Below are 15,418 nucleotides of genomic sequence, written 5' to 3'. Positions count from 1 at the left end.
GCTCAGGCGGCGAAGGGAGGCGACAGGTGGAGCCGAATCACTGCGTGCCAGCTCGCGAGATCGAGATGCCGTCCACCCAGGCCCTGGCGCGGCTGACCGTGGAGGCGGTGTCCGTGGCCGAGACGATGAACTTCAGGGTGACGGTGCGGTTGGCGTAGGCGGACAGATCGATATTGGCGCGCTGCGTCCAGGTGGACTCGGTGACGGTGCCGAGGCCCTTGGTGACGGAGTCCACCACCACGTCACTGCCGGCGTTGACGACGACCTTGAAGGACACCGATGCCAGGGTATTGGCCCCGGAGAGATCCAGCTTGCGCCAGTAGGTGAGCGTGGGAGCGCTGGACAGGGCCACGGTGACGCTGGCGGTGCGGGTGACGGTGTTGAAGGAGGGCGTGGCGGAGCCGAGGATGGATTTGCTCCCGCTCACTCCCGTCTGATCGCTGGTGTCCAGGGCCCACTCGGTCAGGGTCCAGCCCGTCTTGTCGGGGCCGTTGGTGGAGAAGGTCTCGGTGAAGCGCGCCGAGTTCTGGTCCACGGTGACGGTGATGGCGGCGGAGGTGGTGGTGTTGCCCGAGGCATCGGAGGCCCGGACGCGCACGGTGTGGGCGCCAGGGGTGGCCGTGGTGGTGTTCCACGAGGAGGAGTAGGTGCTACCCGAGGCCGTGCCCACGCCCACCACGGCGCCGTCCACGAGGAACTCCACCCGGGTGATGCCCACGTTGTCGGTGGCGGTGGCGGTGAGGGAGACGGTGCCGGCCAGGGTGGCATTGGCGGCCGGAGAGGTGAGGGCCACGCTTGGCGCGGTGGTGTCGGAGACGCCGCCGGTGACGGTGACGGTGATGGAACTGGACGTGGTGGCATTGCTCGCGGCATCGGAGGCCCGGGCCGCCAGGGTGTGGATGCCGTTGGCCGCGGCGGTGGCGTTCCACGCGAAGGTGAAGGGAGGGGTGGAGTCGGTGCCCACCACGGCGCCGTCGATGAGGAACGCCACCTCGGTGATGCCCACGTTGTCCGAGGCCTGGGCGCTCAGCGTCACCGTGCCGCTCACGGTGGCGCCGTTGGCGGGCGAGGAGAGGCTGACCGTGGGGGCGGTCGTGTCGGAGTTGTCGAGCCCGAAGAACTTCGCCACCTCCAGCGTGGAGCAGATGTTGGTGTCCAGGATGTAGGCGCCCGCGGTGCCGCACGCGACGGAGGTACCGGGGAACCGGGTGGCCGGATCGATGGCGGTGCCGTGCCCCATGCCGGTCAGGTCATACGTCTCCACGAGGGCCTTGCCCGCGCTGTTCTTGTAGACCTTGTGGGGGTAGGTGGCGACCGTGTCCGAGACGTCCGCCGTCATGTCGATGCCGTGCACCGCCGTCCACTGCTCCAGGGCCTCCACCTGGTTGGTGTTCTTCACGGTGTAGTCGGAGGTGCCGTGCCAGAGGGAGATCTTCGGGTAGGCGCCGGTGTAGCCGGAGTAGGCGCCGCGCACCAGGCTCGCCCACTGGTCCGGTGTCTTGCCCACGCCCGGGCTCATGCAGGAGAAGGCGTCGGTCATCGTGGTGGCGCACTTGTAGGGAATGCCCGCCATGATGGCGGCCCCCGAGAAGACGTCCGGGTAGGTGGCGGCCATGACGTGCGACATCGCCGCGCCCGCCGACAGGCCGGTGACGAAGACGCGGCTCGGATCAATGGAGACGTCCGCCTTCATCTTGTCCACCATCTGCTTGATGGAGAGCGCCTCGCCCGAGCCCCGCGCGATGTCTCCCGGCTCGAACCAGTTGAAGCAGGCGTTCTGGTTGTTGGCGCTCTGTTGCTCGGGATAGATCACGTAGAACTTGAGCTGATCGGCCAGGGCGTTCCAGCCGGCGTTGGTGTAGGCCGCGGCCGTCTGGGTACAGCCGTGCATGGCCACCACCAGGGGCGCGTTGGCGGGCATGTCGGCGGGCACGTGCTTCCACATCTTCAGGTTGCCGGGGTTGCTGCCGAAGCTCGTCACCTGCGTCAACGCGCTGTTCACCTGCCCCACGGGTGTCTCCTCCGCGGGCGGGGGCTCGCCTCCGCAGCCAAGCAACGACAGGGTGAGAAGTGCATGGGGGGCGCCTGCGAATAGCCGCTTCGACATGGAGAGATCCTGGGGTAGGGGAGGCAATATTTTATCATGATCGACCCTTTCAGTTCTGACGTGTTTTGACGATTTGACGGTTCTTTGTCCGGATGGCGCGGCGCGCAATCCCCCGTGAGTCGGCTCGGGGACGCCGAGGGGCCGGGCACGACCCGTCACAACCTGCCGCTTCCATCTCCATCGCTCACGATGGGCGCCACTCACTGCGAGTGACCCCAATGGATACATTCATGTCTCGCGCACACGATCTTCCCGCCGCCGTGCAGTGGCACGAGGGAATGCTGCTCGCCCCTCAGCACTTCCAACAACAGGACCGCCGCTACGAGGCGCTCCTCCAGCTCCATCTCGGCCTGTCCATGCCCTTCCACTGGGGCGTGAGCCAATTCCAGTACGATCGCTCGCTGTTGCTCGCGGGCACGCTCCGGGTGCTGGAGCTGGAGGCCATTCTCCCCGATGGGCTCATCGTCTCCCACCAGGCGGGTAGGGGAAGCGAGCTGCAACTCGCGCTCGGAAGTCCGCACGGTGTGGACTGGCAACGCCCGGTGCGCCTGCATGTGGCCGTGGCCTCCGGGCCGGGAGGCGGCCCTGGCCCCAGCCGCTTCATCTCCACCACGAGCGAGCCGCTCGCCGACGAGAGCACCGGCGACATGCCTCTGCGCATCGCCCAGCTCCAACCACGACTCGAGCTGTTCGCGGGCCCTCCCCCCGCCGGCTATAGCGCGCTCCCGTTGCTCGAGTTGCGCCGCGACCATGAATCCTTCCTCGTGGAGGAATATCTTCCACCCCTGCTGGCGGTGCCCTTCGACTCTCCACTCGGAGAGCGGTGCGATCGGCTGACCCTGCGCATCCGGCAGAAGGCCGCCAGTGTGGTGGAGGAGCTGCGCGCCCGGACCGCCGAGCCCACGCAGCACGCCGAGAGTCAGCAACTGCTGCGCTGGCTCGTCGCCGGGCTCCCCGCCTTCGAGGCCATGCTGCGCTCGGGCATGCCCCATCCCTTCGGCCTCTACCTGGCGCTGTGCACGCTGGCCGGCCACCTTGCTCCCCTGGGCGAGGGCAAGATCCCTCCCGCCTTCCCCGCCTACGAGCACCTGGAGCCCTGGCTCTCCTTCCAGGCGGTCTTCTCCTTCATCGAGAGCACACTGGAGCAAGGCGTCTCCGAGGCCTACACCCGCGTCCAGCTCCAGTCCGAGGGGGGCGGCTTCACCACGCACTTCCTCCCGAAATGGATGGACCGGGAGCTGGTGCTCGAGGTGCGCGGCCGGCCCGGGACCACCCGCCAGCAGGTGCTGGGATGGATGGCGGGCTGCCGCATCGGCTCGGAGAGCCGCCACCGGGTGATGCGCGAGACGCGCACGCTCGGGGCCCGCCGCGAGCTCATCGACAGCCGCCCGGGCCTGGTGCCCCGCTCCGGCTCGCTCCTGTTCTCCCTGGAGTCCAGCTCCACCTTCATCCGCCCCCATGAGCGGCTTCTCCTGGAGAACCTCCTCGAGCCGGGCGAGGTGCATGCCCCCGCCGAGGTCTTCCTTCTCATCCGCAACGACACCTGACTCCCATGCGACATCCAGCCCTTCCCACCGATTCCGAAATGCTCGGAGGCTCCCCCCTGCTCGAGAGGGCACGCGTCCTCTTCGCGGAGCTCCTCATGCTCCGCCAGCAGCTCCAGGCCCTCTCCCTCCCCAGCCGCTTCGCCGCGAAGGACCCGCCGGGCCCCACCGTCGAGGAGATCTGGCGGCGGCTGCTCGAGCGCATCCAACAGCAGACCAGTACCGAGGGCACCCCGCGTGGCTCGCTCCTCGAGCGCGACCTCGAGGAGTGCCGCTACGTGCTCACCTCCTTCGCCGATGAGCTGCTCGTCCACACGTCCTGGTACGGCCGCGAGGCCTGGCAGGCGAACCTGCTGGAGGACGAGCTCTTCGGCACCCACGAGGCCGGGGACCGCATCTTCGCGGACGTGGAGCGGCTGTTGCGCGAGCGCAACCCAGCGCACGCCGAACTCGCCCTCGTGTACCTGATGGCGCTCTCGCTCGGCTTCGAGGGCCGCTACCGGGGACTCGGGGCCGGGACCCTGCTCCAGGATCTGCAACGCCAGCTCTTCCTGTTCGTCTTCCAGCGGCCTGCGGAGCCGGACACCATCGCCCGCCGCCTGGTGGACGATGCCTACGCCCACACCCGGGACGAGCGGATGGATCGTCGCTTCGCGCGCCGCTGGCCCTGGGGTGCCGCCATCGCCGCCGTGCTCGTGAGCACCCTCTCCACCAGCCTCGTCCTCCTGCGGCCCTCTCCTCCCACTCCCCCCGCCGTCATCACTCCCTCTCACCTGGAGACCCGGCCATGAGCGACCCTTCCTCGACCCTCCACACGGCACTTCACCGGCTGGGCGCCACCGGGCGGCACCGGGAGCGGCGCTACCAGGTGCCCTGGTTGATGATGGTGGGAGAGCCCGGCTCGGGACGCACCTCGCTGGCCGCGGGTGCCAACCTTCGCCGACCCTACGGCTCGCCCACCCGCGGGGAGATGGAGGCGGGCGGCTGGGGCGTCTGGCTCTTCGATCAGGGCGTCGTGCTCGACATGCCCGGCATGACGGAACAGCCCACGGAGGAGTGGCGGGCCGTCCTCCAGCGCTTGAAACGCGTCCGCGGCCAGCGGCCCATCGACGGGCTGATGCTGACTGTGTCCGCCACGCACCTCACCGGGCCCAAGGCCTTGGATGACGTCGGATTGGAGCGCATGGCCCAGGGCCTCTTCCAGGGACTGCGGGCCCTGCGCCGCGAGCTGGGCGTGCGCGTGCCCGTCTTCGTCGTCATCACCCGCTCGGACGTCATCCCCGGCTTCACCGCCTTCTGCCGGTCGCTGCCGCCACGCAGGCGGGACGAGATGCTCGGGTGGTCCAGCCCGTACTCCCCCCAGGAGCCCTACACCCCCGCCTGGGTGGACGAGGCCTTCCAGGTCATCCACCGGGAGTTGTGTGGACTCCAGCTCGAGCTGCTCGCGGACGGGCGCGGCAAGCAACCGGACCGGGAGTCCGCATTCCTCTTCCCGTCCGAGTTGCGTGCGCTGGCCGGGCCCGTGCGGCGGCTGCTCGACGTCCTCTTCCAGTCCTCCGTCTTCACCCAGCCCTCGCTGCTGCGCGGCCTCTACTTCTGCGGGGACCCCGAGGCGGAAGGCGCCACGGGTCCCGGAGGAAGTCCGCGCTCGCCGGCCTTCATCACCCACCTGCTGGAGCGCAAGGCCTTCCCCGAGAGCGGACTGGCCAGCCCGGACGCAGAGGCCGCGCGCATCAACCGGAGAGGCATCGGCCTGCTCCAGGGCGCGCTCGCCGTCAGCGTGCTGCTCGCGGTGCTCTTCCTGGGCGTGCTGTGGAAGGGAGCGCGAGGCCGCGAGCAACCTCCCGTCCCGCCTCCGGTGGCGGTGGTGGAACCGGTGGCGGAACCGGTGGCGGAACCGCCGCCCGAGGCGCCTCCTCCGAGGAAGGAGGCTCCCGCCCGGCGCCGCCCGGCACCCAGGCCGGCCCAGCCCACCGTCTTCGACGATGCCCCTCCGCCCCAATCCACCCGGGCGGGCGACTCCCCCTTCGATGACGACCCTCCGCCCCCACCTTCCTCCCCGAGCCCCTAGCCATGGACGACATGCTCTCCGCCGCTCCGCCGGACCTCGAGCCGCTCCTGCGGCCGATCTCCCCCGACGCGCCCTCGGGACGCAGCCTGCGCTACGAGCCGCTCTACGATCAGATCCGTGAGGCACGCCGCGAGGATGACCCCACGCTGCCCCAGGGGGTCTGGCAGACCTCCCTCAAGCGCGCCAACTGGGCCCAGGTGGCCGAGCTCTGCCAACAGGCTCTGGCACACGAATCAAAGGACCTGCAGCTCGCCGCCTGGCTCACCGAGGCCTGGGGGATACAGCATGGCTTCCCGGGCGTGGAGCGGGGACTGCGGCTGACCACCGCGCTGGTCGAGCGCTTCTGGGACTCGCTCTGGCCCGCTCTCGAGGAAGGTGACGAAGAGGCCCGGCTCGCTCCCCTGGCGTGGCTCGACGACAAGCTTCCCCTCGTCCTCGCCAGGGTGCCGTTCGTCAAGACTCGAGCCCCCGGCGCCGTGAGTCATGACTTCGCGGACTGGCAGCGGATCCTCCACCACGAGAAACAACGGGGTACCCGCGAGGAGGCGCCGGCCGAGGGAGAAGCGAACGCCAACGAAGCCACGAGCAGTCCATTGACTCGAGACGTCTTCCTGGGGACCGCCGCCCAGATGCCCACCTCCGCCGTCGACGCGCTCGCACGGCAGGTGGCCGCCGCGCTCGAGGCCAGCAACGCGCTGGAGCAGTCGCTCGACTCGCGGCTGGGACGCACCAGCGCGGTGCTCCACCGCACCCGCTCCGTCCTCGGTGACATCCAGGCGCTGGCCGCCACGCTGCGCGCGGATTCCTCGCGGGAGGAGCCTGGAGAAATGACCGGGGCCCTGCCCGACACGGAGGCCCTCGCGGCGGCTTCGGGCACCGGGCGGCCGCCGCGCGCCATCCGCAGCCGGGAGGAGGCGTACCAGCTCCTGACCCTCGCCTCCGACTACCTGCGGCGCACCGAGCCCCACAGTCCCGTCGCCTACCTGGTCAAACGCGCCGTGAGCTGGGGCCAGATGCCACTCCACCAGCTCCTCGCGGAGCTCGTCCCCGATTCCTCCAACCTGGAAACCATCCAGTCCCTGCTCGGCATGAAGCCGGAGAAGCAGTGAGGCCTACCCCTCCTCGTGAGGCAATGACATGTCATGGAACAGGCAGACACACGGATTCCCGGCACCGCTGCTGGACCGGCTGGTGGACGTGGAGAGCTTCCCATGGATGGATGAGCAGGAATTGCTCGCCTCGGTGAAGCGAGAGGTGGCCCACGCGCTGAACACCCGCTGCACGCTCTCCCTGGAGCAGGCCAGCTCGCTCGAGCCGCACGAGCGCTCGGCCCTGGACTACGGGTTGCCGGACCTGCGGCCTCTCGGCCCGAGCGCCGCGGATGCCCGGCTCCTGGAGCGGCTCATCGCCCGCGCGGTGGAGGCCTATGAGCCGCGCCTGCGACAACTCCAGGTCTCCGTTCAGCTTCCTCCCGAGGAGGAAGGCTCCCCCATCGCGGTGATCACCGCCCGGCTGGTGCAGGGCCCCATCACCGAACCCATCTCCCTTCCTCTGCGGCTGGACCGGAGCGGAAGGCTGGTGGAGGTGGACGAGTAGTCAACGCCTATCACATCTCTCCGCGTCCCTCTCCATCCTCGCAGTGCGTAGCAAAAACCAGACATAGCCAAGAGGAAGGAAAGACATGCCTGCAAAGGAAAGTATCCAGCACGTCCTGGACCGGGTCCGGCCGCCGCGAGTGCAGATCACCTATGACGTGGAGATTGGTGACGCGGTGGAGCAGAAGGAGCTTCCGCTGGTGGTTGGCGTCCTCGCGGACCTGGCTGGCCAGCAGAAGGAGCTCCCGCGCTTGAAGGAGCGCAAGTTCGTGGAGGTCGACCGCGACAACTTCGACCATGTCATGGCCGCTATCGGCCCTCTGCTGCGGCTGTCCGTGCCGGACAAGCTCCGTGACGGTGACAGCCGCATGGCCGTGGAGCTGCGCTTCAAGAGCATCGACTCCTTCCACCCTCGCCAGCTCGTCGAGCAGATCGAGCCCCTGCGCAAGCTCCTGGAGTCGCGCCAGCGGCTGGTGGACTTGATCGCCAAGCTGGACGGCAATGACGCGCTGGCGGACGTGCTGCGGTCCTCGCTGGCCGACAGGGCCCGGCTCCAGGCGCTCCAGTCCGAGCTGGCGACGAAGCGCGAGCCGTGAGCACCCGGTCCCATCCATCCACCCATATCCCACACGGAGAGAGAGATGTTCGAGGAAGAAACGCAAGAAGCGACGCAGGGAGTACAGGCCGCGGTGGCGGAGCCGGAGCAGGGACTGCTGGCGCGCATCATCGAGGAGGGCAGGCTGGCGCGCGATGACAGCCAGCAGCCCCGCGCCCGCGAGCTGGTGAGCGAGCTCGTGGACCAGGCACTCACCACCGAGTCCATCCCGAGCGACGTGGACCTGGTCGCGCTCATCAACCAGCGCATCGCCCGCATCGACGAGCTGCTGGGTGCGCAGCTCGACGAGGTGCTCCATACCGAGTCCTTCCAGCGGCTGGAGGCCTCCTGGCGGGGGCTGCACATGCTGGTCCATGGCACCGAGACAGGGACGAACCTGAAGCTGCGGGTCCTGCACGCCACCAAGAAGGAGCTGCTGGATGACCTGGAGCGGGCGCCCGAGTTCGACCAGAGCGCCCTCTTCAAGAAGGTCTACGAGGAGGAGTACGGCACCTTCGGCGGACAGCCCTATGGGGTGCTCATCGGCGACTATGAGTTCGGCCGCGTTCCGCGGGACGTGGCGCTGCTGGAGTCCATCTCCCGCGTGGCCGCCGCCGCCCACGCACCCTTCATCACCGCGGCCAGTCCCTCACTGTTCGACCTGGACAGCTTCACGGACATCGGTGCCCCGAGAGACCTGGCGCGCATCTTCGAGAGCACCGAGCTCATCCGCTGGCGCAGCTTCCGGGACTCGGAGGACGCCCGCTACGTGGCGCTGGTGCTGCCCCATATCCTGGCGCGGCTGCCCTATGGTGAGGACACGGTGCCCGTGGACGGCTTCGGCTACCGGGAAGACGTGGATGGCCGCGATCACCGCAAGTATCTGTGGGGCAACGCGGCATACGCCCTGGGCCTGCGCATCACCTCCGCCTTCGCCCAGCACCAGTGGTGCGCCAACATCCGCGGGGTGGAGGGAGGTGGCATCGTCCAGGGGCTGCCCACCCATACGTTCCGCACCGACGAGGGAGACATCGCCCAGAAATGCCCCACCGAGGTGGCCATCACCGACCGGCGTGAGAAGGAATTGAGCGACCTGGGCTTCATCACCCTGTGTCATTGCAAGGGAACCGACTACGCGGCCTTCTTCGGTTCGCAGACGGCCAACAAGCCCCGCCGCTACGACACGCCCCAGGCCAACGCCAACGCGGAGCTGTCTTCCCAGCTTCCCTATCTCCTGTCCGCCTCGCGCTTCGCGCACTACCTCAAGGTCATCATGCGCGACAAGATTGGCGGTTTCGCCTCTCGGCAGGAGATCTCCGACTACCTCAACCGGTGGATCAGCCAGTACGTGCAGATCAATGAGAACGCGTCCTTCTCCATCAAGGCCCGCCAGCCGCTGCGCGAGGCGCGGGTGGACGTCACCGAGGTACCGGGTCACCCTGGCAACTACCGCGCGGTGGTGTTCCTCCGCCCCCACTTCCAGCTCAACGAACTGACTGCCTCCATTCGCCTGGTGTCCGATCTGCCCCAGGCGGCCACGTAGGCCGGAAAGCCAGACGCTTCGGGATGGCACGGGAAGCGCGTGCCTTCCCGGGGCGCGGCGTGAAGCAGGAGGCGGGGGCCGCTAAGAGACCCCCGCCGGCACGTGTCAACTGCCCCGGGTGCTCTGCGAACCGACCCGGGTGCTCTGCAGCGCGGCGTTGTCATCCAGTTTGGTCGGGCGTGGATACCCCTCGGAACAATCCATGTCACGGTTGGTGCCATAGATCCATACACCGTTCAGGACGTTCTGCCCCTCGAGCGCCAGCGCCAGCCGAGCTGTGAAGTTCTCCACCTTCTCCATGCAGGCATGGATGAGAATGGGACCCGAGTACCCAGCCGGGGCAGAGTTTCTCAAAATGCCCGCGATGTCATTGACCGACCATCCCCAGTTGTTCCCTCCAGACTGTTCATCGCCGATCTCCTCGTCATTGCCATGCGCTGACAGGCACAGGGGCTCGTTCGGGCCGAGCTGACCGATCAACGTCTGCAACTCCTGCGTCGCGGCCTGTGGACCGTTCGCGTTATTCATGGCGACGACCGTGCCCCAGGTGTTCGCGCTGTTGGGGTAATTCCGAACCCTGTTGTCCCTCGTACAGATGATGAGCATTCTGTCTCCAATCTCTTTTTGAATTCAGCCACCCTGGCCTTGGATGGGACGGGTCCAGGATGTGACGAGGGCGCCGGAAAAAACCGCGGACACCTGTCACATTCCTCCGCGCCCATCTCCACCCAAACCGAGAGCGAAATACCCCCCCCTCATCACACGAGGCATAGACAGACATGCCAGAAAGTATCTACCTCAAGATCGCCAAGGCGCAGGGCAGCTCGAAGGTACAGACGTACACGGGCCAGATCGAGGTCCTCTCCTACCGCTACGAGATCTCCTTTCCCATGAGCCTCAACGAGCGGTCCAACGATGGTGAGGTCAAGAGGCAGGGCCGGCCCAGCCACGGAGAGCTCGTCGTCACCAAGTTGGTGGATAAAGCCTCGCCCAATCTCTACCTGTCCTGCAGCAAGGGAGAGAGCGTTGGCACGGCCACCCTCACCGTGGCTGGCAGCGAGGACAGCAAGATCTTCACCTACGAGATGACGGATGTCGTCGTCACCGGTGTCTCGGTTTCGGCCGGGGGAAAGGGCGACCCCGTCGAAACGGTGAAGCTCGATTACGCCAGCATCACCTGGAAGGAAGGGGACAGCAACTCGACGAAGTGGGATCGCAAGACCAACAAGTCGGCCTGAGTCAGAAGACAGACACGTTCACGGCAGTGGCGGATGAGTGGAGGCAAGCGATGGGCAGCAGTCAGGACGAGTTGCTCCAGGCCTACCAGCGGGAGCTGGCATGGCTGCGCGGAGCGGGAGCGGAGTTCGCGGCCAGCTACCCCAAGCTGGCCGCGAGGCTCCGGCTGGGCGCGAGCGAGGTGGGAGACCCCCACGTGGAGCGCCTCATCGAGTCGTTCGCCTTCCTCACCGCGCGCGTCCAGCATGCCTTCGACAGCGATCTGCCGGAGCTCTCCACCACCCTGCTGGGTCTGCTGGCCCCCCACCTGGTGGAGTCCCTTCCCTCGCTGTCCATCGCCTGCTTCGAGGTGGATACGGCGGCTGGCCTGCCCCTGGCCGGCAGCCGCATCGAGCGCGGTACACAGCTCCTGGCCGAGCCACGCCCGGGGCAGACCTGCCGCTTCCGCACCTGCGCCCCGGTGACGCTCTGGCCGATCCAGGTGACGGATGCGAGCCTGGAGTCTCCACTCTCCATCGGCTGGCTGCGCGGGAGGCGGGACGTGTCGGCGGTGCTCCGGCTGCGGCTGGCGGCCCGCGAGGCCCGGCTGGCGGACCTCCAGTTGGAGCGGCTCCAGTTCTTCCTCGACGGACCTTCCGAGCTGACCTTCCGCCTCTACGAGCTGCTCACCTGCCATGCCCGGAGCGTGGCGCTCGTGCCGGATGGCTCGCCGGGCGAGCCCCGCTTCCAACCCGCGGACAGCTTGCGGCAGCTCGGCTTCGGCCCCGAGGAGGCGGTGCTGCCCTCGCTGCCCCACCAGCACCGCGGCTATCGCCTCCTGCAGGAGTACTTCGCCTTCCCCGAGAAGTTCCTCTTCTTCGAGCTGGCGCTGGAGCGCGCGTGCATCCAGGCGTCGCAGCAGGCGCTCGAGGTGTTCGTGCTGCTGGATGCCATGCCCGAGGAGCAGCTCGCGCTCACGCCGGAGACGTTCCGGCTGGGCTGCACCCCCATCATCAATCTCTTTCCCAAGCTGGCCGAGCCCATCCGGTTGGATCAGCGCCGCACCGAGTACCCGCTGGTGCCCGACTACCGTCGCCAGCAGGAGCTGGAGCTGCACTCCATCCTCTCCGTCACCGCCGCCACGGAGGGGGCCGGGCATACGCGGGGGGTGGAGCCGCTCTTCTCCTGGCGCCACCGGGATGACGGGCAGGAGCCGCGCGCCTTCTGGTACGCCCGACGTCAGCCCACCGGCCGCGCGCAGGGACCGGGCTCCCAGATGCTGCTGTCCTTCGTGGACCTGGAGCTCGACCCGCACCTGCCGGCGGAGCAGACGCTGCACGTGCACACGCTGTGCACCAATGGGGAGCTGCCCGTGCAACTCGGGCCCGGTGCGGAGCTCCAGGTGGAGGAGCGCGTCCCCGTGGGCGCCATCCGCTGCCTGCGCCGTCCCACGCCGCCCCGCGCGCCCCCGGAGCGGGGCGCCATGCTCTGGCAGCTCGTCTCGTTGCTGTCGCTCAACCACCTCTCGCTCGCCAACGGCCCCCAGGCGCTGGAGGCGCTCGAGGAGCTGTTGCGGCTGCATGACTTCTCCGGCGGCCAGGTGTGCGAGCAGCAGCTCCAGGGGCTGACGGGGCTGGCGTGCCGCCCGGTGGTGCGCCAGCGCGGCTGGGATGCCTGGCGGGGCTTCTGCCGTGGCCAGGAGATCACCCTCACCTTCGACGAGTCCCTCTACGTGGGCGGCAGTGCGCTGCTGCTCGCGGCGGTGCTCCACCACTTCTTCGGCCTGTACGCCCCGGTGGATTCCTTCACCCAGCTCGTCGCGAGGAGCGAGCAGCGGGAGGACACATGGAAGAGATGGCCCCCCATGGCCGGCGACGCGCCCCTGGTGTAGCCCAGGAGCTCTTCGAGTCTGGCCACCGCTTCGACTTCTTCCAGGCGATGCGCCTGCTGCGCCTGCTCCGCCCGAGGGAGCCGGTGCGGCTGCGCGCCTCGGTGGAGCTGGCCTTCCCCGCCAGCGACATCGTCCAGGTGATGCCGCCCGCGAGTCCCGGGGGCGCGCCGGAGATGACGGTGGCCTTCCTCGGCCTGGGCGGGGTGCAGGGGCCGCTGCCGAGGCCCTTTGCCCAGCAGCTCCGGGACAGGACGCGCGTGGGGGACACGGGCCTGCGCGACTTCCTGGACATCTTCCACCACCGGCTGCTGTCGCTGCTGTACCAGGGGCGGGTGCGGCGCCGGGTGTGGCTGGAGCCGGGCGTGCCCGAGGCCCATGACGTGGCCCGCTATCTGTATGCGCTCATGGGCCTGGGCACCCGGGGCACGCGCGGACGGCTGGAGGTGGAGGATCGGCGGCTGCTGCGCTACGCGGGTCTGCTGGCGCACCGGCCCGTGTCCCTCGAGGCCCTGCGGGCGATGCTCTCGGACGCGCTGGGCGTGGGGGTGAGGCCGCGGGCGCCTCGGGGCGCGTGGATGGAACTGGAGGAGGAGCAGCGCACGCGCCTGGGCCCCACCGGACGCAACCAGCGGCTCGGCCAGGGCGCGGTGCTCGGCGGGCGCGCCTGGCTGGAGCAGGCGGGCCTGGAGCTGGAGCTGGGCCCTCTCTCCTGGCGCCGCTATGTGGATCTGCTGCCCGGTGGCCGGGGACTGGGCACCTTGCGCTCGCTCACCCGCTTCGCGCTGGGCCCGGGGCCCGAGGTGCGGCTGGTGCTGGCGGTGCGCTCCGGAGACATCCCCGAGCAACCCCTGGGCGCTCCGAGCGGCTCGCGCCTGGGGTGGACGTCCTGGCTGAGGGCAAGGCCCGGCCGGCAGGGAACCCAGGCGGTGGCGCTTTCGCCCCGTCACATGTCCGCGCACGGCGCGCGGGAGGATGGAACATGAGGTCGGGATACACGCAGGACAACGTCTACCTCTCCGTCACCACGCCCCTGGGCAAGGACGTGCTGCTGCTGCACGGCTTCCAGGGCGAGGAGGCCCTCTCCCGTCCCTTCCACTTCACGCTGGAGCTGCATTCCGAGCGGCTCGACGTGGACTTCTCGCGGGTGGTGGGCAAGGGCGCCGCCATCTCCCTGGCGCAACGCACGGGCGGCGAGCGGTTCTTCCACGGCATCATCACCCGCTTCGTCCAGGCCGGCACCTTCGGGGACTTCACCCGGTACATCGCCGAGCTGCGCCCCTGGTTCTGGCTGCTCACCCTCAACCGTGACAGCCGCATCTTCCAGAACCTGACGGTGCCGCAACTCCTCCAGCAGCTCTTCCAGGAGCAGGGCTTCACCGACTTCCGGCTGGCGTTGCGGCGCACGTACACGCCTCGCGAGTACTGCGTGCAGCACCAGGAGTCCGCCTTCGACTTCGCCTCACGGCTGATGGAGGACGAGGGCATCTTCTACTTCTTCGAGCACACGAAGGACCGGCACACGCTGGTGCTGGCGGACGATGTGGCGGCCCATGAGCCCTGCCCGGGTCCCGGGATGGCGAAGGTCCAGGGGCACCTGGGTGAGGCGCGGACGGAGGACGCCATCACCGGGTGCGAGCTGGAGCAGCAGGTGGTACCCGGACGCTACGCCCTGGGGGACTACTTCTTCGAGACGCCGTCCACCCGGCTGCAAGCGCAGGTGAAGGGCAGGGTGAAGGGCAAGGAGGGGCGCCAGGAGCAGTACGAATACCCCGGCGCCTTCACCCGCCGGGACGTGGGCGAGCAGCGCGGCCGGATCCGCCTGGAGGCGCACGAGGCGCAGGCCCGGACGCTGCGAGGCCAGGGTCACGTGCGCTGGTTCATCCCTGGCTACCGCTTCACCCTCGCCGAGCACGAGCGCCAGGACATCAATGGAGCGTACGTGCTGTGCTGGGTGTCTCACCTGGCGACGGTGGAGGCCTATAGCAACAGCTTCGAGGCCATCCCCGCCGCCACGCCCTACCGTCCGCCTCGCGTCACGCCGCGGCCGGTGGTTCACGGCGTGCAGAGCGCCCGGGTGGTGGGCAAGGCGGGCGAGGAGATCTGGACGGACCGGTTCGGCCGCGTGAAGGTCCAGTTCCACTGGGATCGGGAGGGCCAGAAGGACGAGCGCAGCTCGTGTTGGATGAGGGTGGCGCAGGGCCAGGCGGGCAAGGGCTGGGGCCACTTCTTCCTGCCACACGTGGGCCAGGAGGTGCTGGTCACCTTCCTGGATGGGGATCCGGATCGGCCCATCGTCACCGGCTCCGTCTACAACGCCGAGCAGGTGGTGCCCTATCCGTTGCCCGCCGGGCAGACCCGGAGCACCGTACGCGGGGATGCCTCCGGCGGGGGACAGCCCAATGAGTTGCGTTTCGAGGACAAGAAGGGCGCGGAGGAGCTCTATCTGCACGCCCGCCGGGACATGGACGTGTCCGTGGAGCGCGACAGCGTGACGGAGATCCAGGGCAACTGCACCATCCGGGTCCGGGGCAACCTCACCCTGGACGTGCGGGGCTCCATCGACGTCAAGGCGGGAAGGAACCTCACGCAGGAAGCGAAGATGTCGCTCAAGAGCATCGCGGGGATGAACCTCACCCAGAAGGCGAAGCTGGCCCTGGAGAGCTCGGCGGGCACGCTGCTGCGGCACAGCTCCAAGCTCATGATGATGGCCGATGCCCAGACGTTGATCAGCAACGTCAAGCTCATGCACATGCTCAAGGCGACGCCCCTGATGATCCTGGGCCCGATGATTCCGCTTCCGATGGGAGGGCCTCCGCTCCCGCCGATTCCGCCCACCCCCTGAGCGGAGGGATGAGCC

At 68.7% G+C, this 15,418-nt stretch carries 13 protein-coding genes; 11 read left to right on the top strand and 2 right to left on the bottom strand.

The genetic code is table 11. From position 1 onward, the window contains the following. Positions 1-37: 37 nt before the first annotated feature. The gene (locus D187_RS02655; RefSeq protein WP_002623029.1) at positions 38-2,107 is read right to left on the bottom strand and encodes an extracellular catalytic domain type 1 short-chain-length polyhydroxyalkanoate depolymerase; all 2,070 of its coding nucleotides are present in this window, start codon (positions 2,105-2,107) and stop codon (positions 38-40) included. Positions 2,108-2,337: 230 nt separating this feature from the next. On the opposite strand from D187_RS02655, the gene tssK reads away from it, so the two are divergent. The 7 genes from tssK (at position 2,338) to tssC (ending at position 9,455) form a co-directional block, all read left to right on the top strand. Further along, on the top strand, positions 2,338-3,654 hold the full coding sequence (tssK, locus tag D187_RS02650) for a type VI secretion system baseplate subunit TssK (protein ID WP_002623030.1): 1,317 nt from the start codon (positions 2,338-2,340) through the stop codon (positions 3,652-3,654). Between the two features lie 95 nt (positions 3,655-3,749). Continuing rightward, positions 3,750-4,442: a DotU family type IV/VI secretion system protein gene (locus tag D187_RS49335; protein WP_162159613.1), complete on the top strand. Its 693-nt coding sequence runs from the start codon at positions 3,750-3,752 to the stop codon at positions 4,440-4,442. Further along, positions 4,439-5,722, top strand: a complete 1,284-nt coding sequence (locus D187_RS02640; protein ID WP_002623032.1) for a type VI secretion system protein — start codon at positions 4,439-4,441, stop codon at positions 5,720-5,722. The genes D187_RS49335 and D187_RS02640 overlap by 4 nt, the downstream gene beginning before the upstream one ends. 2 nt (positions 5,723-5,724) lie before the next feature. Further along, the gene (gene tssA, locus D187_RS02635) at positions 5,725-6,831 is read left to right on the top strand and encodes a type VI secretion system protein TssA (RefSeq protein ID WP_002623033.1); all 1,107 of its coding nucleotides are present in this window, start codon (positions 5,725-5,727) and stop codon (positions 6,829-6,831) included. A gap of 28 nt (positions 6,832-6,859) precedes the next feature. Next, the gene (gene tssE / locus D187_RS02630) at positions 6,860-7,318 is read left to right on the top strand and encodes a type VI secretion system baseplate subunit TssE (RefSeq protein ID WP_002623034.1); all 459 of its coding nucleotides are present in this window, start codon (positions 6,860-6,862) and stop codon (positions 7,316-7,318) included. Between the two features lie 85 nt (positions 7,319-7,403). Beyond that, positions 7,404-7,913 carry a type VI secretion system contractile sheath small subunit gene (gene tssB, locus D187_RS02625; RefSeq protein WP_002623035.1) on the top strand — a complete coding sequence of 170 codons (510 nt, stop codon included), beginning with the start codon at positions 7,404-7,406 and terminating at the stop codon, positions 7,911-7,913. A gap of 45 nt (positions 7,914-7,958) precedes the next feature. Continuing rightward, positions 7,959-9,455, top strand: coding sequence for a type VI secretion system contractile sheath large subunit (gene tssC / locus D187_RS02620; RefSeq protein ID WP_002623036.1), 1,497 nt, complete (start codon positions 7,959-7,961; stop codon positions 9,453-9,455). Positions 9,456-9,560: 105 nt separating this feature from the next. Here the strand turns inward: tssC and D187_RS02615 are convergent, their stop codons facing one another. Beyond that, complete coding sequence (locus D187_RS02615; RefSeq protein ID WP_002623037.1) at positions 9,561-10,061, bottom strand: hypothetical protein; 501 nt, start codon at positions 10,059-10,061, stop codon at positions 9,561-9,563. A gap of 173 nt (positions 10,062-10,234) precedes the next feature. Between D187_RS02615 and D187_RS02610 the strand changes: the two genes are divergently transcribed. From D187_RS02610 to D187_RS02595, 4 genes are read left to right on the top strand one after another with little or no spacing between them, the layout of a single operon-like run. Next, positions 10,235-10,693, top strand: a complete 459-nt coding sequence (locus D187_RS02610) for an Hcp family type VI secretion system effector (RefSeq protein ID WP_002623038.1) — start codon at positions 10,235-10,237, stop codon at positions 10,691-10,693. A 50-nt stretch (positions 10,694-10,743) separates the two neighbouring features. Then, positions 10,744-12,561 carry a type VI secretion system baseplate subunit TssF gene (gene tssF / locus D187_RS02605; RefSeq protein ID WP_002623039.1) on the top strand — a complete coding sequence of 606 codons (1,818 nt, stop codon included), beginning with the start codon at positions 10,744-10,746 and terminating at the stop codon, positions 12,559-12,561. Further along, a complete protein-coding gene (tssG, locus tag D187_RS02600; RefSeq protein ID WP_002623040.1) occupies positions 12,516-13,544 on the top strand; it encodes a type VI secretion system baseplate subunit TssG in 1,029 nt (342 codons plus the stop codon). The genes tssF and tssG overlap by 46 nt, the downstream gene beginning before the upstream one ends. Continuing rightward, a complete protein-coding gene (locus tag D187_RS02595; RefSeq protein ID WP_002623041.1) occupies positions 13,541-15,403 on the top strand; it encodes a type VI secretion system Vgr family protein in 1,863 nt (620 codons plus the stop codon). The genes tssG and D187_RS02595 overlap by 4 nt, the downstream gene beginning before the upstream one ends. Positions 15,404-15,418 lie beyond the last annotated feature (15 nt).

The sequence above is a fragment of the Cystobacter fuscus DSM 2262 genome (assembly GCF_000335475.2).
Classification (GTDB): domain Bacteria; phylum Myxococcota; class Myxococcia; order Myxococcales; family Myxococcaceae; genus Cystobacter; species Cystobacter fuscus.
This window is presented reverse-complemented; position numbering and strand designations above follow the sequence as displayed.

Coding starts and splice junctions, on each gene's coding strand:
- D187_RS02640 (WP_002623032.1), top strand. CDS start 4,439: ATGAGCGACCCTTCCTCGACCCTCCACACGGCACTTCACCGGCTGGGC.
- tssA (WP_002623033.1), top strand. CDS start 5,725: ATGGACGACATGCTCTCCGCCGCTCCGCCGGACCTCGAGCCGCTCCTG.
- tssC (WP_002623036.1), top strand. CDS start 7,959: ATGTTCGAGGAAGAAACGCAAGAAGCGACGCAGGGAGTACAGGCCGCG.
- D187_RS02615 (WP_002623037.1), bottom strand. CDS start 10,061: ATGCTCATCATCTGTACGAGGGACAACAGGGTTCGGAATTACCCCAAC.
- tssE (WP_002623034.1), top strand. CDS start 6,860: ATGTCATGGAACAGGCAGACACACGGATTCCCGGCACCGCTGCTGGAC.
- tssG (WP_002623040.1), top strand. CDS start 12,516: ATGGAAGAGATGGCCCCCCATGGCCGGCGACGCGCCCCTGGTGTAGCC.
- tssF (WP_002623039.1), top strand. CDS start 10,744: ATGGGCAGCAGTCAGGACGAGTTGCTCCAGGCCTACCAGCGGGAGCTG.
- D187_RS02655 (WP_002623029.1), bottom strand. CDS start 2,107: ATGTCGAAGCGGCTATTCGCAGGCGCCCCCCATGCACTTCTCACCCTG.
- D187_RS49335 (WP_162159613.1), top strand. CDS start 3,750: ATGCTCCGCCAGCAGCTCCAGGCCCTCTCCCTCCCCAGCCGCTTCGCC.
- D187_RS02595 (WP_002623041.1), top strand. CDS start 13,541: ATGAGGTCGGGATACACGCAGGACAACGTCTACCTCTCCGTCACCACG.
- D187_RS02610 (WP_002623038.1), top strand. CDS start 10,235: ATGCCAGAAAGTATCTACCTCAAGATCGCCAAGGCGCAGGGCAGCTCG.
- tssB (WP_002623035.1), top strand. CDS start 7,404: ATGCCTGCAAAGGAAAGTATCCAGCACGTCCTGGACCGGGTCCGGCCG.
- tssK (WP_002623030.1), top strand. CDS start 2,338: ATGTCTCGCGCACACGATCTTCCCGCCGCCGTGCAGTGGCACGAGGGA.